General features: G+C 52.3%; 19 protein-coding genes. 13 read left to right on the forward strand and 6 right to left on the reverse strand.

The genetic code is table 11. The features are described from left to right. The first annotated feature begins 25 nt into the window (after positions 1–25). From mrdA to lipA, 8 genes are all read left to right on the forward strand, one after another. Positions 26–1,927 (forward strand): peptidoglycan DD-transpeptidase MrdA, encoded by a 1,902-nt coding sequence (gene mrdA, locus OGV50_RS18370; protein ID WP_012133351.1) that lies wholly within the window; start codon positions 26–28, stop codon positions 1,925–1,927. 2 nt (positions 1,928–1,929) lie between these two features. After that, a complete protein-coding gene (gene mrdB / locus OGV50_RS18375) occupies positions 1,930–3,042 on the forward strand; it encodes a peptidoglycan glycosyltransferase MrdB (RefSeq protein ID WP_012133352.1) in 1,113 nt (370 codons plus the stop codon). Positions 3,043–3,052: 10 nt separating this feature from the next. Next, positions 3,053–4,177: an endolytic peptidoglycan transglycosylase RlpA gene (gene rlpA, locus OGV50_RS18380; protein WP_286488696.1), complete on the forward strand. Its 1,125-nt coding sequence runs from the start codon at positions 3,053–3,055 to the stop codon at positions 4,175–4,177. Between the two features lie 139 nt (positions 4,178–4,316). After that, complete coding sequence (gene dacA / locus OGV50_RS18385; protein WP_286488697.1) at positions 4,317–5,528, forward strand: D-alanyl-D-alanine carboxypeptidase DacA; 1,212 nt, start codon at positions 4,317–4,319, stop codon at positions 5,526–5,528. 106 nt (positions 5,529–5,634) lie between these two features. Further along, positions 5,635–5,898, forward strand: coding sequence for a DUF493 family protein YbeD (ybeD, locus tag OGV50_RS18390; protein WP_000850547.1), 264 nt, complete (start codon positions 5,635–5,637; stop codon positions 5,896–5,898). 97 nt (positions 5,899–5,995) lie between these two features. After that, positions 5,996–6,637, forward strand: coding sequence for a lipoyl(octanoyl) transferase LipB (lipB, locus tag OGV50_RS18395; RefSeq protein ID WP_047458192.1), 642 nt, complete (start codon positions 5,996–5,998; stop codon positions 6,635–6,637). A 300-nt stretch (positions 6,638–6,937) separates the two neighbouring features. Then, positions 6,938–7,912 (forward strand): YbeF family transcriptional regulator, encoded by a 975-nt coding sequence (locus OGV50_RS18400; RefSeq protein WP_047458193.1) that lies wholly within the window; start codon positions 6,938–6,940, stop codon positions 7,910–7,912. Positions 7,913–8,099: 187 nt separating this feature from the next. Next, on the forward strand, positions 8,100–9,065 hold the full coding sequence (gene lipA, locus OGV50_RS18405) for a lipoyl synthase (RefSeq protein WP_286459456.1): 966 nt from the start codon (positions 8,100–8,102) through the stop codon (positions 9,063–9,065). A gap of 100 nt (positions 9,066–9,165) precedes the next feature. Here lipA and tatE read toward each other — a convergent pair whose 3' ends face one another. Together tatE and OGV50_RS18415 are read right to left on the reverse strand one after the other, a co-directional pair. Next, positions 9,166–9,369, reverse strand: a complete 204-nt coding sequence (gene tatE, locus OGV50_RS18410; RefSeq protein ID WP_012133359.1) for a twin-arginine translocase subunit TatE — start codon at positions 9,367–9,369, stop codon at positions 9,166–9,168. A 129-nt stretch (positions 9,370–9,498) separates the two neighbouring features. Then, positions 9,499–10,287: a deaminated glutathione amidase gene (locus OGV50_RS18415; RefSeq protein ID WP_275155541.1), complete on the reverse strand. Its 789-nt coding sequence runs from the start codon at positions 10,285–10,287 to the stop codon at positions 9,499–9,501. Positions 10,288–10,378: 91 nt separating this feature from the next. On the opposite strand from OGV50_RS18415, the gene crcB reads away from it, so the two are divergent. Continuing rightward, a complete protein-coding gene (gene crcB / locus OGV50_RS18420; RefSeq protein ID WP_024130549.1) occupies positions 10,379–10,762 on the forward strand; it encodes a fluoride efflux transporter CrcB in 384 nt (127 codons plus the stop codon). Positions 10,763–10,816: 54 nt separating this feature from the next. On the opposite strand, the gene cspE is transcribed toward crcB, so the two are convergent. Together cspE and pagP are read right to left on the reverse strand one after the other, a co-directional pair. Next, complete coding sequence (cspE, locus tag OGV50_RS18425; protein WP_000034825.1) at positions 10,817–11,026, reverse strand: transcription antiterminator/RNA stability regulator CspE; 210 nt, start codon at positions 11,024–11,026, stop codon at positions 10,817–10,819. Between the two features lie 187 nt (positions 11,027–11,213). Continuing rightward, on the reverse strand, positions 11,214–11,777 hold the full coding sequence (pagP, locus tag OGV50_RS18430; protein WP_049011891.1) for a lipid IV(A) palmitoyltransferase PagP: 564 nt from the start codon (positions 11,775–11,777) through the stop codon (positions 11,214–11,216). A 459-nt stretch (positions 11,778–12,236) separates the two neighbouring features. Between pagP and dcuC the strand changes: the two genes are divergently transcribed. Then, positions 12,237–13,622 (forward strand): anaerobic C4-dicarboxylate transporter DcuC, encoded by a 1,386-nt coding sequence (gene dcuC / locus OGV50_RS18435; protein ID WP_012133365.1) that lies wholly within the window; start codon positions 12,237–12,239, stop codon positions 13,620–13,622. 356 nt (positions 13,623–13,978) lie between these two features. Here the strand turns inward: dcuC and dpiA are convergent, their stop codons facing one another. Continuing rightward, positions 13,979–14,656, reverse strand: a complete 678-nt coding sequence (gene dpiA / locus OGV50_RS18440) for a two-component response regulator DpiA (RefSeq protein WP_012133367.1) — start codon at positions 14,654–14,656, stop codon at positions 13,979–13,981. Then, positions 14,625–16,286, reverse strand: a complete 1,662-nt coding sequence (dpiB, locus tag OGV50_RS18445; RefSeq protein WP_012133368.1) for a sensor histidine kinase DpiB — start codon at positions 16,284–16,286, stop codon at positions 14,625–14,627. Before dpiB ends, dpiA begins: the two co-directional genes overlap by 32 nt. A gap of 386 nt (positions 16,287–16,672) precedes the next feature. On the opposite strand from dpiB, the gene citC reads away from it, so the two are divergent. Genes citC through OGV50_RS18460 form a run of 3 tightly spaced genes read left to right on the forward strand, consistent with a single transcriptional unit; the run spans position 16,673 to position 18,947 of the window. Then, complete coding sequence (citC, locus tag OGV50_RS18450) at positions 16,673–17,749, forward strand: [citrate (pro-3S)-lyase] ligase (protein WP_012133369.1); 1,077 nt, start codon at positions 16,673–16,675, stop codon at positions 17,747–17,749. Then, positions 17,746–18,042 carry a citrate lyase acyl carrier protein gene (gene citD, locus OGV50_RS18455; protein ID WP_012133370.1) on the forward strand — a complete coding sequence of 99 codons (297 nt, stop codon included), beginning with the start codon at positions 17,746–17,748 and terminating at the stop codon, positions 18,040–18,042. Before citC ends, citD begins: the two co-directional genes overlap by 4 nt. Next, a complete protein-coding gene (locus OGV50_RS18460) occupies positions 18,039–18,947 on the forward strand; it encodes an aldolase/citrate lyase family protein (protein ID WP_024130551.1) in 909 nt (302 codons plus the stop codon). The genes citD and OGV50_RS18460 overlap by 4 nt, the downstream gene beginning before the upstream one ends. Positions 18,948–18,952: the final 5 nt, after the last annotated feature.

Genomic DNA, 18,952 nt, shown 5'->3' on the forward strand with positions numbered 1-18,952 from the left:
AAGCCTTGAGTAGATTAAGCAGCGGATGAAACTACAGAATTCTTTTCGCGACTATACGGCTGAGTCCGCGCTGTTCGTGCGCCGGGCGCTGGTCGCTTTTTTGGGTATTTTGCTGCTGACCGGCGTGCTCATCGCCAACCTTTATAATCTGCAAATCGTGCGTTTTACCGATTACCAGACCCGCTCAAACGAAAACCGCATCAAACTGGTCCCCATCGCCCCCAGCCGTGGGATCATCTATGACCGTAACGGCATCCCCCTCGCCCTCAACCGCACTATTTATCAGATAGAAATGATGCCGGAGAAGGTCGATAACGTTCAGCAAACGCTGGATGCGTTACGCAGCGTGGTCGATTTGAACGACGATGACATTGCCGCGTTCAAGAAAGAGCGCGCACGTTCACACCGTTTTACCTCTATTCCCGTCAAAACGAACCTGACCGAAGTGCAGGTCGCGCGTTTTGCCGTCAATCAGTACCGTTTTCCTGGCGTGGAAGTGAAAGGCTACAAGCGCCGCTACTATCCTTACAACTCCGCGCTAACCCACGTCATCGGCTACGTTTCGAAGATTAACGATAAAGACGTCGAACGCCTTGATAAAGACGGTAAGCTGGCCAACTACGCCGCCACACACGATATCGGCAAGCTGGGGATTGAGCGCTATTACGAAGAGGTGCTGCACGGCCAGACGGGTTATGAAGAGGTTGAAGTCAACAACCGTGGCCGCGTCATCCGTCAGCTTAAAGAGGTGCCGCCGCAGGCCGGGCATGACATCCATCTCACAATTGACCTGAAACTCCAGCAATATATTGAAACGCTGCTGGCGGGCAGCCGCGCCGCTGTGATCGTAACCGACCCACGGACAGGCGGCGTACTGGCGCTGGTTTCCATGCCGAGCTACGACCCGAACCTGTTTGTGGATGGCATCTCCAGCAAAGATTACTCAGGGTTGCTCAACGACCCGAATACGCCGCTGGTAAACCGGGCGACGCAAGGTGTTTACCCGCCGGCCTCAACGGTTAAACCGTATGTCGCGGTGTCCGCTTTAAGCGCGGGGGTGATCACCCGCAATACCAGCCTGTTCGACCCCGGATGGTGGCAGTTGCCGGGTTCTGAGAAGCGTTACCGCGACTGGAAAAAATGGGGGCACGGTCATCTGAATATCACCAAATCCCTTGAAGAGTCAGCGGATACCTTCTTCTACCAGGTGGCCTATGACATGGGGATAGACCGACTCTCCGAGTGGATGAGCAAATTTGGATACGGGGAATATACCGGCATCGATCTGGCTGAAGAGCGTTCCGGCAATATGCCAACCCGTGAATGGAAGCAAAAACGCTTTAAAAAGCCGTGGTATCAGGGCGATACCATCCCGGTGGGCATCGGCCAGGGTTACTGGACGGCGACCCCGATCCAGATGAGCAAGGCGCTGATGATCCTGATTAACGACGGGGTGGTAAAAGTGCCGCATCTGCTGATGAGCACGGCGGAGAATGGCAAGCAGGTGCCGTGGGTACAGCCGCACGAACCGCCTGTCGGCGATATTCACTCCGGTTACTGGGAAATTGCCAAAGACGGCATGTACGGCGTCGCAAACCGCGCTAACGGCACTGCGCATAAATATTTCGCCAGCGCGCCGTATAAAATCGCCGCGAAGTCTGGTACGGCGCAGGTCTTTGGCCTGAAAGCCAACGAAACCTACAACGCGCACAAAATTGCTGAACGACTACGCGACCATAAACTGATGACGGCATTCGCGCCGTATAACAATCCCCAGGTTGCTGTCGCCATAATCCTGGAAAACGGCGGTGCGGGCCCGGCTGTCGGTACAATCATGCGTCAGATTCTTGACCACATCATGTTGGGCGACAACAACACCAATTTGCCTGCGGAAAACCCGGCGGTTGCAGCGGCGGAGGACCAATAATCGTGACGGATAATCCGAACAAAAAAACATTCTGGGATAAAATCCATATCGATCCCACGATGTTACTGATTCTGCTGGCGCTGCTGGTTTACAGTTCATTAGTCATCTGGAGCGCCAGCGGCCAGGATATTGGCATGATGGAGCGAAAAATCGGTCAGATCGCGATGGGTCTGGTCATTATGGTGGTGATGGCGCAAATCCCGCCTCGTGTCTACGAAGGATGGGCGCCCTATCTCTATATTTTCTGCATCATCCTGCTGGTGGCGGTAGACGCCTTCGGGGCGATATCCAAAGGAGCGCAACGCTGGCTGGATCTGGGGATCGTCCGTTTTCAGCCTTCTGAAATCGCCAAGATCGCCGTCCCCCTGATGGTGGCGCGCTTTATCAACCGTGATGTCTGCCCGCCGTCGCTGAAAAACACGGCTATCGCGCTGGTATTGATTTTTATGCCGACTCTGCTGGTCGCCGCGCAGCCTGACCTGGGCACCTCGATTCTGGTCGCCCTTTCCGGCCTGTTCGTGCTGTTTTTGTCTGGTTTGAGCTGGCGTTTAATCGGCATTGCGGTGGTGCTGATTGCCGCGTTTATCCCGATCATGTGGTTCTTCCTGATGCATGATTATCAGCGCCAGCGCGTCATGATGCTTCTCGACCCGGAGACCGACCCTTTAGGCGCGGGTTATCATATCATCCAGTCTAAAATTGCGATTGGCTCCGGCGGCCTGCGCGGTAAAGGCTGGCTGCACGGCACTCAGTCGCAGCTTGAGTTTTTACCCGAACGCCACACCGACTTTATCTTCGCCGTACTGGCGGAAGAGTTAGGCCTGGTGGGAATATTAATCCTGCTGGCGCTCTACATTCTGCTGATTATGCGCGGACTGTGGATCGCTGCCCGCGCGCAAACCACCTTTGGCCGCGTGATGGCCGGTGGTTTAATGTTGATATTATTCGTTTATGTCTTCGTAAATATTGGTATGGTGAGCGGTATTCTGCCCGTTGTAGGGGTTCCACTCCCGCTGGTCAGTTACGGAGGCTCCGCACTGATAGTGCTGATGGCCGGGTTCGGGATTGTTATGTCGATCCACACCCACAGAAAAATGTTGTCGAAAAGCGTGTAAGGGGTGCGCAATGCGTAAGCAGTTGCCAGGAGTCTGCGTCGCGGCAGGAATAATGTTACTCGCGGCGTGTTCGAGTGATGATGGTCAGCAGCAGGTTGCCGTCGCGCCGCAGCCTGCGGTGTGTAACGGGCCGATTGTTGAGATCGGCGGGGCGGAGCCACGTTATGAACCTCTGAGCCCGACAGCAAATCAGGATTATCAACGAGACGGTAGAAGCTACAAAATTGTCCAGGACCCGTCTCGCTTTAGCCAGGCCGGGCTTGCCGCCATTTATGATGCGGAACCCGGCAGCAATTTGACCGCATCAGGCGAAGCGTTTGACCCGATGCAGCTCACCGCTGCGCATCCAACGCTGCCGATCCCGAGCTATGCGCGAATCACGAATCTGGCGAATGGCCGGATGATCGTGGTACGCATTAACGATCGCGGCCCTTACGGTAACGATCGGGTGATTTCACTCTCCCGCGCGGCGGCCGATCGTCTGAATACGTCGAATAACACCAAAGTCCGCATTGATCCCATTATCGTTGCGCAGGATGGTTCACTGTCAGGGCCAGGCATGGCCTGCACGACAGTGGCGAAACAGACCTACGCCCTGCCCGCGCGCCCTGATTTAAGCGGCGGCATGGGCAGCGTCTCTTCCGCGCCGGAATCAGTACAGCCGCAAGGCGATGTCCGGGCGATAAGCAATTCGACGCTGAAAAGCGATGACCCGAGCGGCGCACCGGTCAACAGCAGCGGCTTCCTTGGCGCGCCGACCACGCTCGCCTCCGGGGTGCTCGAAGGCAGCGAAGCAACGTCCGCGCCACAGCCCGCCGCAGCGACACCCGCCGCGCCGGTAACGGCTCCTGGTTCGACTCAGGGCGCAGTCGCTGCCCCGACGCCGGCTCCAGCTCCGGCCGCCGCAAGCAGCGGTTTCGTGGTTCAGGTTGGCGCGGTCAGCGATCAAACGCGCGCGCAGCAGTACCAGCAGCGTTTAAGCCAGCAGTTTGGCGTACCGGGCCGTGTGATGCAAAACGGCGCGGTCTGGCGCATTCAGCTTGGGCCATTCGCCAGCAAAACTGAAGCCAGCGCGTTGCAGCAGCGTCTGCAATCTGAAGCCCAGTTACAGTCCTTTATCGCCAGCGCGCAGTAGCCTGCAAAGGGCATCTGAATTGTCAATTTCTGTAAATGACATTAACAAAGTCACGCGGAAAGTCAGATGCCTGCCGGTTATGCTTTTGCTATAGTAGGGCACTTTTTTTAATTCCATCACGGACGTCGTAGTTCAGACCATGAAGACCACTTTTTCCGCTCGTTTCATGCAGCGCATGGCGCTCACCACGGCTCTTTGCGCCGCCTTTATCACAAGCGCGCATGCCGATGACCTGAATATCAAAACCATGATCCCAGGCGTTCCGCAGATCGATGCGGAGTCGTATATCCTGATCGACTACAACTCCGGCAAAGTGCTGGCGGAACAAAATGCGGATACGCGCCGCGATCCCGCCAGCCTGACCAAAATGATGACCAGCTATGTCATCGGCCAGGCGATGAAAGCAGGGAAATTTAAAGAAACCGATCTGGTGACGATCGGCAACGACGCCTGGGCTACCGGCAACCCGGTATTTAAAGGCTCATCCCTGATGTTCCTGAAACCAGGTATGCAAGTTCCTGTTTCCCAGTTAATCCGTGGTATTAACCTGCAATCCGGCAACGACGCCTGCGTGGCGATGGCCGACTTTGCCGCCGGTAGCCAGGATGCCTTCGTCGGGCTGATGAACAGCTATGTGAATGCCCTGGGTCTGAAAAACACCCACTTCCAGACCGTTCATGGCCTGGATGCTGATGGACAATACAGCTCTGCGCGCGACATGGCGCTGATCGGCCAGGCGTTAATCCGCGATGTGCCAAACGAATACTCTATCTACAAAGAAAAAGAGTTCACCTTCAACGGGATTCGCCAGTTAAACCGCAATGGTCTGCTGTGGGACAACAGCCTGAACGTTGACGGGATCAAAACCGGCCACACGGATAAAGCCGGCTACAACCTCGTGGCGTCGGCAACTGAAGGCCAGATGCGCCTGATCTCTGCGGTGATGGGTGGACGTACCTACAAAGGTCGTGAAACAGAAAGCAAAAAACTGCTGACCTGGGGCTTCCGCTTCTTTGAAACCGTAAACCCGCTGAAAGTCGGGAAAGAGTTTGCCTCTGAACCGGCCTGGTTTGGCGATACCGACCGCGCCTCGCTGGGTGTGGATAAAGACGTCTATCTGACTATTCCTCGCGGCCGCATGAAAGATCTGAAAGCCAGCTACGTGCTGAACACGGCTGAACTGCATGCCCCGTTGCAGAAAAACCAGGTCGTCGGCACAATCAACTTCCAGCTGGATGGCAAAACCATTGAGCAGCGCCCGCTGGTGATACTACAGGAAATTCCTGAAGGTAACTTCTTCGGCAAAATCATTGATTACATTAAATTAATGTTCCATCACTGGTTTGGTTAAAAATTAAGCACTTGAAAGTGTGATTTCCATCCCCATATACTGAGTATCCTGATAACTCCCACACGCTGTGGGAGTTATTATTTTTTGATGTAATGCCGGAGCTGACATGAAAACCAAACTTAACGAACTGCTTGAATTCCCTACGCCATTTACTTACAAAGTAATGGGGCAGGCGTTGCCTGAGCTGGTTGATCAGGTGGTTGAAGTGGTACAGCGCCATGCGCCAGGTGATTACTCCCCGACGGTAAAACCGAGCAGCAAAGGTAACTACCACTCGGTCTCAATCACCATCAACGCAACCCATATCGAGCAGGTTGAAACACTGTACGAAGAACTGGGTAATATCGATATCGTTCGTATGGTGCTGTAATACATCCGTTCGTTACCCGGCGTTGCCCGGGTAACATTCTCCCCCGCTGTGATATACTTTTCTCCCTCTTTTGTTCATTCTCTACGGAGATGCCGTTTTGTATCAGGATAAAATTCTTGTCCGCCAGCTCGGTCTTCAGCCCTACGAACCCGTTTCCCAGGCCATGCACGAATTCACCGATACCCGCGATGAAAACACGCCCGATGAGATCTGGTTAGTTGAGCACTTTCCTGTTTTCACCCAGGGTCAGGCCGGTAAAGCGGAGCATGTATTAATGCCCGGCGATATTCCGGTGATCCAGAGCGATCGTGGCGGGCAAGTCACCTATCACGGCCCCGGCCAGCAGGTAATGTATGTTCTGCTGAATCTTAAACGCCGTAAGCTGGGCGTGCGGGAGCTGGTAACGCTGCTGGAACAAACCGTCGTCAATACGCTTGCCGAACTGGGTATTGATGCGCATCCGCGAGCCGATGCGCCCGGAGTTTATGTGGGAGAAAAAAAGATCTGCTCACTGGGTTTACGAATCCGTCGCGGCTGCTCTTTTCATGGTCTGGCATTAAACGTCAATATGGATCTTTCTCCGTTCTTACGCATCAATCCTTGCGGTTATGCCGGGATGGAAATGGCGAAAATATCGCAATGGGATAATAACGCAACGACGGATAATATTGCCCCTCGCCTGTTGGCCAATATTTTAGCCCTGCTAAACAATCCACCTCATGAATATATTCCTGCTTAATCAATAAAATATAATGACCCACGCAATTCATGGGTCATTAACTATATATTGCTTGAATGCTTTACTTCTCCGCCCGGTTTCTATATTTTCGTTATGCCTAAGCTAAAACCGTCAATGACGCAACCTCATCAGCCATCAGAATGAGGGGATTCGCCGTGGCTAAAATCCGAATGTACTGTTTGTTACCCTGTTGAAATTGTTACTGATATTGACATTCAGGCGATATTTAAGCCAAATCAAAAATGCAATAAATATAAACCCTACTATTATTTATAACGTGAATAAATTCGGAGCGAGAGCGTGAATGATAATAATCTGCCGGGACGACGTCTAATCGAGCAACGGCCAGAAGACAAACCTCAAATTTTCAGAACGCTGAGAAATATTGACCTTAATCTCTTGACTATTTTTGAAGCGGTATACGTTCATAAAGGCATCGTCAATGCTGCGAAAATTCTTAATTTAACGCCATCCGCTATTAGCCAGTCTATTCAAAAATTACGCGCTATATTTCCCGACCCGCTATTTATCCGTAAAGGCCAGGGCGTGACCCCGACGGCCTATGCCACCCATCTGCATGAGTATATTAGCCAGGGGCTGGAATCTATTCTGGGCGCGCTGGATCTGACCGGCAGTTACGACAAACAGCGCACCATCACGATAGGCACGCCTCCCTCTATCGGGGCGTTAGTCATGCCAACCATCTATCAGGCGATCAAATCCCGGTATCCGCAGCTTCTGTTACGCAACATTCCGGTAAGCGACGCCGAATGCCAGCTCAGCCAGTTTCAGACCGATTTGGTCATCGATACCCATATCTACAGTAGTCGGGCCATTCATCACCATGTGCTGTTTGCCGATACTGTTGAGCTGGTTTGTCGCCAGGATCACCCTTCACTTTCCGCCCCGCTAACCGAAGAGAAGCTGAAAGCGGTCGACCATACTCTGCTGATGCTCGAAGGGCAGAATTTCAGCCTGGTGCGTCAGCGTATCCAGGACCTCTTCCCTGAACGACAAATCAACTTTAGCAGCTACAACATCTTCACCATTGCCTCACTCATCGCCAGCAGCGACCTGCTGGGGATGATGCCCACCCGGTTCTACACCTTATTTAGCCGTTGCTGGCCGCTCAAGCGCATTCCCTATGCGCCACTAAGCGATGAGAGAATCGACTTTTCGCTGCATTACAACAAATTAAGCTTGCGTGACCCGGTGCTGGAGAATGTTATTGATGTAATACGCGATGCGTTTCGAACCGGAGATGTTGCTGCTTAGTCACAGGAGATGTTGGGCAAATGGCACAAAACAACAACTATTTTACATTTTGCCGACCACTCAGGCTGCTTTATGGCCCGTTTCAATGATATACTGCCTGTAGTTAATTCAAAAATAGTTGATAAATACAACATTCCCTTGAATTGAAACGCTTTCCTTCGTTATTCGCAACTGGAACACGCACGCTATGAGTAAACCCATTGTGATGGAACGCGGTGTTAAATACCGCGATGCCGATAAGATGGCCCTTATCCCGGTTAAAAATGTGGCAACAGAGCGCGAAGCCCTGCTGCGTAAACCGGAATGGATGAAAATAAAGCTTCCAGCGGACTCCACTCGTATCCAGGGCATCAAAGCGGCAATGCGCAAAAATGGCCTGCATTCTGTCTGCGAGGAAGCCTCTTGCCCTAACCTGGCGGAATGTTTCAATCACGGAACCGCCACCTTTATGATCCTCGGCGCGATTTGTACCCGCCGTTGCCCGTTCTGTGACGTTGCCCACGGTCGCCCTGTCGCCCCGGATACCAACGAACCATTAAAACTGGCTCAGACGATTGCGGATATGGCGTTACGCTATGTGGTTATCACCTCCGTTGACCGCGATGATCTGCGCGATGGCGGCGCTCAGCACTTTGCTGACTGCATTACCGCGATTCGTGAAAAAAGCCCGGCAATTAAAATTGAAACGCTGGTGCCTGACTTCCGTGGCCGTATGGATCGCGCACTGGAGATCCTTAACGCCACTCCGCCAGATGTCTTCAACCATAACCTTGAAAACGTACCGCGTGTCTATCGTCAGGTACGCCCAGGCGCCGATTACAACTGGTCGCTGAAGCTGCTGGAGCGTTTCAAAGAGGCCCACCCGGAAATCCCAACCAAATCGGGTCTGATGGTCGGTCTGGGAGAAACCAACGCTGAAATCATTGAAGTTATGCGCGACTTGCGCCGTCATGGCGTCACCATGCTGACGCTGGGCCAGTATTTACAGCCAAGCCGCCATCACCTGCCGGTACAGCGTTATGTTAGCCCGGAAGAGTTCGATGAGATGAAAGCCGAAGCCATAGCGATGGGCTTTACCCATGCCGCTTGCGGGCCGTTTGTTCGTTCTTCTTACCATGCAGACATGCAGGCGAAAGGACTGGAAGTGAAGTAATCGAGTAATACTCGCTTACATTTAACGCATAAAAAACCCGCTTAAACGCGGGTTTTTTCTCTTCAGAGTCAGATGAAGGAGCATCCTGCTCGCGACATGATCACTCTTTATGAGAGAGTTTCTCAGCCTGAATATCGCCGCCCGCTTCTTTTTTCGCGCCAGCGTCTTCATCATTCATCGCCTTTTTGAAACCTTTAATTGCCGTGCCCAGGTCTCCGCCCAGCGTACGTAACTTCCTGGTACCAAACAGCAGAACGACCAGTGCGGCAACCACCAGCAGTTTGGTAATACTAATCTCACCCATAGATACCTTCTTGACTTAAAATCAGGCGGCTTAACGCGCCATATTAACCTGAGAATATTAACGGTCATTCGACGCGCGCACACAATAGCAATCTGTAACAAGGTGAATCAAGCTTAGTTTAAAAAAACATCATAATAATTGCGGTGGCGCAAAACGACGGTTACGTAAAACGGGAAGTTGCGCCCGAACTTGCCTGACGCGCTCGGCGGAGACCTCGGCCATAATCAGCGCCGGAGTCTCTGCCGCAGCGGCTATTGTGACGCCAAACGGATCGACGATTCGGCTTTGACCGATATTTTTGTTGCCGCACTCCCCTGCGGCAACGATATAGCAGGTTGAATCCAGCGCTCTTGCCGCCAGTAAGGTCGCCCAGTGATGCTCTTTCAGCGCTCCTCTTACCCAGGCGGCAGGCAGCACCAGAATGTCAGCCCCCTGCAAAGCCAGCGCCAGAGCCAACTCCGGGAAGCGCAGGTCATAGCAGGTCATTAACCCGACTTTGATCCCCTCAACATCCAGCAGCGGGGCAATGGTGTCGCCTGCATCAACGCTGCGGGACTCCTGAATCGAAAAGGCATCGTACAAATGCAGCTTGGCGTAGTGCGCAACAATCTTTCCCCCGCACAACGCAACCTGCATGTTGAATGCCCGCCCCGGCGTTGAAGGAACATGAATCGTCAGGATTGTCGTCATCGTATTGTGCGCGCTCTCACGCAGTAAGCAGCGCAAAAATCCGCCCTCCAGTAGCTGCGCGGACTTAACCGACAGATCGGGATCGCGATCGTCGCGAGCCAGCAGTGCCTCAGGCAACACCAGTAAGGAAACGCCATTTTCTGCCGCCTGAGACATTAACGAAACGCATGTTTCGGCGTTCTTTTCCCAGACCGACGCCACGGCGAATTGTCCTGCTGCAACGAGCATACTCCCCTCCGACCAGATTCGTTAAACTCGCCAAAGATGTTTATTCGGCGTTACACTCATCCCATATACAATCAAATAGCAGGAATATTCAGTGTTACAACTCCTTTTAGCAGTTTTTATTGGCGGTGGTACAGGAAGCGTAGCGAGATGGATGTTGAGTATGCGGTTTAATCCGCTTCATCAGTCCATTCCGTTCGGCACCCTGACGGCGAATTTGATCGGCGCCTTCATCATCGGTATGGGCTTCGCCTTATTTAGTCGCATGACGAATATTGATCCGATGTGGAAGGTGTTGATTACCACCGGTTTTTGCGGCGGCCTGACCACGTTTTCCACCTTCTCAGCGGAAGTTGTTTTTTTGCTCCAGGATGGGCGTTTTGGCTGGGCGATGGTGAATATACTGGTCAACCTGCTCGGGTCATTTGCCATGACCGCGCTTGCGTTTTGGCTGTTTTCGGCATCCACCGCGCATTAAGAGCATAAAAAAACCCGCCAGTTGGCGGGTTTTGGAATTCTTGCTGTCGTATGCTTACAGAGCGATTACGTTAGCAGCAGAAGGGCCTTTGGCACCGTTAGTGATTTCGAACTCTACGCGCTGACCTTCAGCCAGAGTTTTAAAACCATTAGTCTGGATTGCAGAGAAGTGTACGAACACGTCTTTGCTGCCATCTTCCGGAGTAATGAAACCGAATCCTTTGGATTCATTAAACCACTTAACGTTACCTTTAATCTTAGACATCAAAATTACCTTTACATGAAAAATAGACACAAATGCTGTGTCGGGTACCAGTACATCAATTGTGGTGCATTTTGTCCAGTCCAACTTTGCCAAAAAGTGATAAATATCGCGTTATTTTTTAGATTTTTTGTATTACCTATTGTTTTATAACGCTATTCTATATACCACTAACAAGGCATATCACTCATCAAAACTGGAAACGCATCCAGGCAAAGTAAACGTTACCGTTGTTATACGTACCGGGGATGTAGGTCATCTGGAACGTTGCCGGACCGTAGCCTATCGAGGCTAACGGCAACAGAACCGGCACCGGAATGTACTTCCAGTTATCACGCGCCGTTGCGCCAGCGGTAAATCCCAGCCCCATGTGGAAGTTTTCATCTGCCAGAGGTCGCCAGGTTTTTTCCCAACCGTAACCGCCGATAGGCTCCCACTTATTGAAGGAGTCTTTAAACGCCATGATGTAAAGCCCATGCCAGTTGCCTTTATCATCCCAGCGAGACTGACCAAACCCTGCCCCCCACGGGCGCTCATTGTAGCGATCCGTTTTTTCTTTATCGTAGGCAAACCGCGCATGCCAGGTAATGGCCGGCACGTACAAATCATAATGCTCGGGTTGTTGCCAGGTTTCCGACACATTATCTTTCAGCGTATCAAACCAGCCTTTATCTGCTGAAAAGGCCTGGGGCAGAAGGGCGAATTGCACAAAGAGAAATGAAAGAGTAAGAAAATATTTTTTAGCGACAATCACAACTTAATTACCATCCTGGAGTTCAATACCGATCGTAGCAAAACGAACCTGAATGGAATCTTAACAAAAAACAGGTAACGAAAAATCAGAAAACTCCCCTTTGCAATAACGAACCCGCTTATTTCCCGTTTATTTCATACGGATCATCGCCGTTTACTGAAACTTTTTATCATCAGGAAAGGGAATCTGGCCTGTTATAATTCTGTACACCACTTCACAATTAACATTACATTTCCATAAAAACAACAAATACAAAACAAATACGTTTCTACGTAAATTTTTCGCCTGAGAGATTTCATATTCGTTGCCTGCATGAAAAAATAACAACACAGGACGTTTAATCCGTCCTTTTCTTGATTTTAATCAGCAAGGGGAAGCGGTTTATTCGGCACATTTTCACACCACTTTCTGTTCCTTTTTTATTCTTACTTTCTGGGCGTCCAGGCGACAGGGGAAACAATGCTAACGTTTATTGAACTCCTTATTGGGGTTATGGTTATTGTGGGTGTAGCGCGCTACATCATTAAAGGTTATTCGGCAACCGGCGTGCTCTTTGTGGGCGGCCTGGTGCTGCTGATTATCAGCGCGTTAATGGGGCATAAAGTTCTGCCCGCCAGTGAAACCAGTACCGGCTACACTGCAACGGACATCGTTGAATACATTAAGATTCTGTTGATGAGCCGTGGTGGCGACCTCGGTATGATGATCATGATGCTGTGCGGTTTCGCCGCCTACATGACGCATATCGGCGCAAACGACATGGTTGTAAAACTGGCCTCCAAACCGCTGCAATACATTAACTCACCTTACCTGCTGATGATCGCCGCCTATTTTGTCGCCTGCCTGATGTCGCTGGCGGTCTCTTCGGCAACAGGGCTTGGCGTATTGTTGATGGCAACGCTCTTTCCGGTGATGGTTAACGTCGGGATCAGCCGTGGCGCTGCCGCAGCAATCTGCGCTTCCCCCGCAGCGATCATCCTCTCTCCGACCTCAGGCGACGTGGTTCTGGCGGCAAAAGCGGCTGAGATGCCGTTGATTGATTTTGCCTTTAAAACGACCCTGCCGATCTCCATTGCCGCCATTATCGGTATGGCGATTGCCCACTTTTTCTGGCAGCGTTATCTGGATAAAAAAGAGAACATCTCCCATGAAATGCTGGATGTAAACGAAATTACCACCACCGCCCCGGCGTTTTACGCCATTCTGCCATTCACACCGATTATCGGCGTTCTGGTTTTTGATGGTAAATGGGGTCCGCAGCTGCACATTATTACTATTCTCGTCATCTGTATGCTGCTCGCTGCCGTGCTGGAGTTCATTCGCGGATTCAATACACAGAAAGTCTTTTCCGGTCTGGAAGTCGCGTACCGCGGGATGGCTGACGCGTTTGCGGGCGTGGTGATGCTGCTGGTCGCAGCCGGGGTATTCGCTCAGGGGCTGAGCACTATCGGTTTCATCCAGAGTCTGATCTCTATCGCCACCTCGTTTGGCTCCGCCAGTATTATCCTCATGCTGGTACTGGTGATCCTGACCATGCTCGCGGCAATGACCACCGGTTCCGGTAACGCGCCTTTCTATGCCTTTGTCGAAATGATTCCCAAACTGGCGCACTCTTCCGGTATTAACCCGGCTTACCTGTCCATTCCGATGTTGCAGGCTTCAAATCTGGGGCGCACGATCTCCCCGGTCTCTGGCGTCGTTGTTGCGGTGGCAGGGATGGCGAAGATTTCGCCGTTTGAAGTGGTGAAGCGTACTTCCGTTCCGGTTATGGTCGGGCTGCTGGTTGTCATCATTGCAACTGAAGTGATGGTGCCAGGCACTTCTTCCGCTGTAGCAGGTGGTTAAGCGAAGTAATTTGTAGACGATTCGCCGGATGGCGGCGTAACGCCTTATCCGGCCTACAAATCTTACCGTAGGCCCGGTAAGCGCAGCGCCACCGGGCGATTCGCCGGATGGCGGCGTAACTCCTTACCGGGCCTACAAAACTTACCCGTAGGCCCGGTAAGCGCAGCGCCACCGGGCGATTTGCCGGATGGCGGCGTAACGCCTTATTACGGCCTACAAATCTTACCCGTAGGCCCGGTAAGCACAGCGCCACCGGGCGATTCGCTGGATGGCGGCGGTAACGCCTTATCCGGCCTACAAAACTCCCCGTAGGCCCGGTAAGCGCAGCGCCACCGGGCGATTGGTCAATCCCGAATTCAACCGTGGTAAATACGCTGCGGCCTGCCCACTTTTCCGTGAATAATCTCGGCAATAATCAAATGCTGACTGGCGCAATACTCCAGATACCGCCGGGATGTGGTACGGCTGATCGTCAGCGCCTGCGCCACCGTCTCAGCCGTATGGCGCGTCGCTGGGTCACTAAACAGTTTCAGCACGGCATTTAGCGTCAGAGCATCAATCCCGGTCGGCAAATCACCTTTTGGCTCCCCTCGCGCGTAGGCATTAAACATCTCGTCAATCTGCCGTTGGCTGGCGCTATCGTTACCCGCCAGCATACGCCGGCGTTGCTGATACCGCGTAAGCGTCTGCCCCAGGCGCTCATAGGCAATCGGCTTCACCAGATAATCAAACGCCCCCCAGCGCACCGCTTCGGAGACGGTTTCCATATCACTGGCGGCCGTGGTAAACACGATTCCGCCGGGATAGCGCGCCTGCATCAGTTCATGCAGCAACGTGATGCCCTTCCCATCCGGCAGATAGTTATCCAACAGAATAAGCCCGGGTTTAAAACGTTCGATCATCATACGGGCCTGCGCCAGATTGCCCGCCAGCCATATCTGGCTGAAACCGGGAATATGGCGGATATATTCCGCATGCATTTCCGCCAGCAGCGTTTCATCCTCAACGATCAATAGGGTTAATGGTTCCGTCATCGTTTTTTTTCACTTTCGGAAGAAATAGAGAAAACAAGGTGCCACAGGGATCATTATCTTCCAGCGTAATCACCCCGCCACAGCGCCCCACATAACTTGCAATCAGATACAGCCCGATGCCATGTTCGCCTGGTTCATCGGTTCGGGTGCTGACACCCTGTTCAAATATTTTTTCGCGCAGAGATTCAGGAACGCCGCATCCCTGATCGGCAACTTCAATCACCACATCGTCCCCTTCGTCGCTCAAATAGAGTTCAACGACGTTATTCCCTTCCCGGGTACGCAAACTGGCTTCAAACGCGTTATCGAGAAGATTGCCGACAATCGCGGCAAATTCGGTGCTATCAAGCCCTTCCGGGAGTCGGTGCAGCTGACTGCCAGGCACGATCGTCATTTTTAGCCCCAGCTCCCGCGCCCGCTGGACTTTGCCGAACAGCAGACCGGCGACCTGGCGATCGGCAAACGCGCTGCGTAGACTATCGATCAGTTGCTGTTGCGCCTGCGACTCGCCCTGCACCATTTCCCTGACCCGATCATACTCTTTCATCTGGAGCAGACCGTTGAGCGTCGACATCCAGTTCAGGTGTTCATGACGCAGCGTTCTCAGGCTCTCCACATACTGTTTTATTTGCGTCAGTTGGGCGTTCAGGGTGGAAATTTCATCCTTGCTGCGAAAGCTGATGATCGCCCCCAGTAATTCATCCCCGGAGCGAATGGCCTCACGATTGGCAATAACGCTCAACCCATTGAAATTCGCCATCACATCCTGGCGTTTTTCCGCAATCTGCTGTGTGAAGAAGTCCGCAGGATTAACAACCGTCTCTATCGACTTACCCAGCCATTGCCGCCCCGGCGAACGCAGCCCCAGCATTTTTCGCGCGTTGCGGTTAATGGCGGTAATGTGCCCTTCCGGGTCGACTGCAATTAATCCTTCATACACTGAACTGAATAATGCCTCCTGCTGGCGCACAACGCGCGCAATCTGCTTTGGCTCCATCCCCAGCATCTGGCGGCGAATGTGGGCGGCGAAAAACCAGGAAAGCAGCATAAGCACCACCAGCAGCAGGACGAATACGCCCGCCATCGGCAGTAAAAAATCCAGTCGCCAGCTGTCAATTTTACTGACCAGATAACCGATGGAAACCACGCCGATCACGTTGCCATTGTCGTCAAATATCGGCGTTTTAGCGCGCATCGCCATACCAATAGACCCCTTGCCGGTGATGAAATAGCTCTCACCGTTCTCCAGCGCGCCGGGTTTCGTGAACTGCATCGGATAACCAATTTTTTCCGGGTTAGGATGGTAGAGGCGAATCGAGTTTTTGTCGCCGATGACCACATAATCAAAATCGGTGTCGCTTTGTAGTTTATCCGCGATGGTCGCCAGCCGCCTGTAATCCCGGTGTTTCACGGCCGTGATGATACTGTCGTTAGAGGCAATAATCTTTGCCTGGTTCATCGCCATATCCCTGACATGCGATGCCAGATAGTCTTCAAAGCTGGCGGAAAAATAGCGTGCTAACGCGGCGATGATGAAAACAGAAACGACCAGAATGAGCAGAAAAATCCGCAGCGGGAACGCGAGTTGACGAAAAAAAAGAAACCGTTTTTTATTTTTTGGGTCGGGCATTGTTATTCCTTCGCTGGCGTAAGCGTCTCATTTCCCGTATATGTAATAAAAATGTTTTAACTTTCTGCTGTGCATTTAATAGCGATCGTTACAGATTCCCCACCTTAAATCAATTAAACAAATAAAACCCACCGCGCAATTTGCTATTAAATTAATTAAAAAACTTAAAACCATTAAACACATAAAAACCATCTAAGTGTTTGTGAAATAAATCAAAATTTACCACCAAAATACCCCTTACGATGTAGGCAACAGAGAGAAAAAGAAATACGTCGTAATAAAAACAACGACCGTTCCAATTGAAAACAAAACGTTATCAGGTTGCAACGACACACAACATACGCAAAAAACTGGCAACAAAATAAATCATCAGGACGCTCAATACTATGTTCGGTAATAATGTATTCACGCAAGTGAAACGCTCAGAAAATAAAAAGATGGCGGTTATCACGCAATTTCTGAAAGAGAATGATTTAAGCGTAGATACCACCGTCGAAGTTTTTATTACCGTTACGCGCGATGATCGTCTTATTGCCTGCGGCGGTATTGCCGGAAATATCATTAAATGCGTTGCTATCTGCCAATCCGTGCGCGGCGAAGGGCTGGCGCTGACGCTGGCTACAGAGTTAATCAACCTCGCCTACGAAAGGCACTGTACGCACCTCTTCATCTACACCAAAACAGAATACGAAGCGCTCTTTAAACAGTGCGGCTTCTCAACGCTGGCTGATGTGCCTGGCGTGATGGTGCTCATGGAAAACAGCAATACGCGCCTGAAACGCTACGCTGAATCTTTAACGAAACTGCGTCATGACGGGAAAAAAATCGGCTGTATCGTCATGAACGCCAACCCCTTCACAAACGGGCATCGCTATCTGATCCAGCAGGCCGCCGCACAGTGCGACTGGCTGCATCTGTTCCTGGTAAAAGAGGATACGTCGCGTTTTCCGTACGAGGACAGGTTTGATCTGGTGATCAAAGGAACAACGGATATTCCACGCCTGACCGTGCATCGCGGTTCCGAGTACATCATCTCGCGTGCGACCTTTCCGTGCTACTTCATCAAAGAACAAAGCGTCATTAACCACTGTTACACCGAAATCGACCTGAAGATTTTCCGCCAGTACCTGGCGCCAGCATTGGGTGTAACACACCGTTTTGTCGGCACGGAACCGTTTTGCACCGTCACCTCCCAGTACAACCACGATATGCGCTACTGGCTGGAGACGCCAACGCTTCCCGCCCCACCCATCGAGCTGGTGGAAATTGAGCGGCTGTGTTTCCAGGAGATGCCGATTTCCGCCTCCTGGGTGCGCAAGCTGCTGGTTAAAAAAGATCTCACGGCTATCGCACCGCTGGTTCCCAACCCCACTCTGCACTATCTGCAAGGCATGGTTGAACGTAACCCGTCCAGCGCGGTAGTCCGCCAAAAGACCCCCGCATTAGAAACAGGTGAAAAATGAAAATAGACCAGGCTGCCGTCGCTGGCACACTTGAGTCCGGTGATGTGATGATTCGCATTGCTCCACTCGACACGCAGGATATTGACCTGCAAATCAACAGCAGCGTTGAAAAACAGTTTGGTGACGCCATTCGCGCCACCATTCTGGATGTGCTTGCCCGTTATAACGTCCGCGGCGTGCAACTAAATGTTGACGACAAAGGCGCGCTGGACTGCATTTTGCGCGCGCGGCTGGAAGCGTTACTGGCTCGCGCCAGCGGCATCCCCGCTCTGCCGTGGGAGGATCGCCAATGATTTCCGCTTCTCTGCAACAACGTAAATCCCGCACCCGCCGCAGCATGCTGTTCGTCCCCGGCGCAAATGCCGCGATGGTCAGCAACTCGTTTATCTACCCGGCCGATGCGCTGATGTTCGACCTGGAAGATTCCGTCGCACTACGTGAAAAAGATACCGCTCGCCGTCTGGTATATCACGCCCTGCAACACCCGCTGTACCGTGATGTGGAAACCATTGTCCGCGTTAATGCGCTGGATTCCGAATGGGGCATTAACGACCTTGAAGCGGTGGTTCGCGGCGGCGCTGACGTTGTCCGTTTGCCGAAAACCGACACCGCTCAGGATGTTACCGACATCGAGAAAGAGATCCTGCGCATTGAGCAAACCTGCGGTCGTGAACCCGGCAGCACCGGGCTGCTGGCCGCAATCGAGTCGCCGCTGGGCATTACCCGCGCCGTTGAAATCGCCCACGCCTCCGAACGTCTCATCGGGATCGCGCTGGGGGCGGAAGACTATGTGCGCAATCTGCGTACCGAACGTTCCCCGGAAGGCACCGAGCTGCTGTTTGCCCGTTGCTCCATTTTACAGGCGGCACGCTCCGCAGGCATTCAGGCGTTCGATACCGTCTATTCCGATGCCAATAACGAAGCGGGCTTCCTGCACGAAGCGTCACACATCAAACAGCTGGGTTTTGACGGCAAGTCCCTCATCAACCCACGCCAGATTGAACTGCTGCACAACCTGTATGCCCCGACGCTTAAAGAAGTCGCCCATGCGCGTCTGGTCGTGGAAGCCGCAGAAGCCGCCGCCCGTGAAGGCCGCGGCGTCGTCTCCCTGAACGGCAAAATGGTAGACAGCCCGGTGATTGAACGCGCCCGTCTGGTGCTCTCCCGTGCAGAACTTTCCGGCATTCGCGAAGAATAAGGCAA

The organism is Citrobacter sp. CK180, from assembly GCF_030333655.1.
In the GTDB taxonomy this organism is placed as follows: Bacteria; Pseudomonadota; Gammaproteobacteria; order Enterobacterales; family Enterobacteriaceae; genus Citrobacter_B; species Citrobacter_B koseri.

Bases quoted from the DNA above. Each gene is read 5' to 3' on its own strand.
- dpiB (WP_012133368.1), bottom strand. From the start codon at position 16,286: ATGCCCGACCCAAAAAATAAAAAACGGTTTCTTTTTTTTCGTCAACTC.
- ybeD (WP_000850547.1), top strand. From the start codon at position 5,635: ATGAAAACCAAACTTAACGAACTGCTTGAATTCCCTACGCCATTTACT.
- dacA (WP_286488697.1), top strand. From the start codon at position 4,317: ATGAAGACCACTTTTTCCGCTCGTTTCATGCAGCGCATGGCGCTCACC.
- rlpA (WP_286488696.1), top strand. From the start codon at position 3,053: ATGCGTAAGCAGTTGCCAGGAGTCTGCGTCGCGGCAGGAATAATGTTA.
- dcuC (WP_012133365.1), top strand. From the start codon at position 12,237: ATGCTAACGTTTATTGAACTCCTTATTGGGGTTATGGTTATTGTGGGT.
- lipA (WP_286459456.1), top strand. From the start codon at position 8,100: ATGAGTAAACCCATTGTGATGGAACGCGGTGTTAAATACCGCGATGCC.
- mrdA (WP_012133351.1), top strand. From the start codon at position 26: ATGAAACTACAGAATTCTTTTCGCGACTATACGGCTGAGTCCGCGCTG.
- tatE (WP_012133359.1), bottom strand. From the start codon at position 9,369: ATGGGTGAGATTAGTATTACCAAACTGCTGGTGGTTGCCGCACTGGTC.
- OGV50_RS18460 (WP_024130551.1), top strand. From the start codon at position 18,039: ATGATTTCCGCTTCTCTGCAACAACGTAAATCCCGCACCCGCCGCAGC.
- OGV50_RS18415 (WP_275155541.1), bottom strand. From the start codon at position 10,287: ATGCTCGTTGCAGCAGGACAATTCGCCGTGGCGTCGGTCTGGGAAAAG.
- citD (WP_012133370.1), top strand. From the start codon at position 17,746: ATGAAAATAGACCAGGCTGCCGTCGCTGGCACACTTGAGTCCGGTGAT.
- dpiA (WP_012133367.1), bottom strand. From the start codon at position 14,656: ATGACGGAACCATTAACCCTATTGATCGTTGAGGATGAAACGCTGCTG.
- cspE (WP_000034825.1), bottom strand. From the start codon at position 11,026: ATGTCTAAGATTAAAGGTAACGTTAAGTGGTTTAATGAATCCAAAGGA.
- citC (WP_012133369.1), top strand. From the start codon at position 16,673: ATGTTCGGTAATAATGTATTCACGCAAGTGAAACGCTCAGAAAATAAA.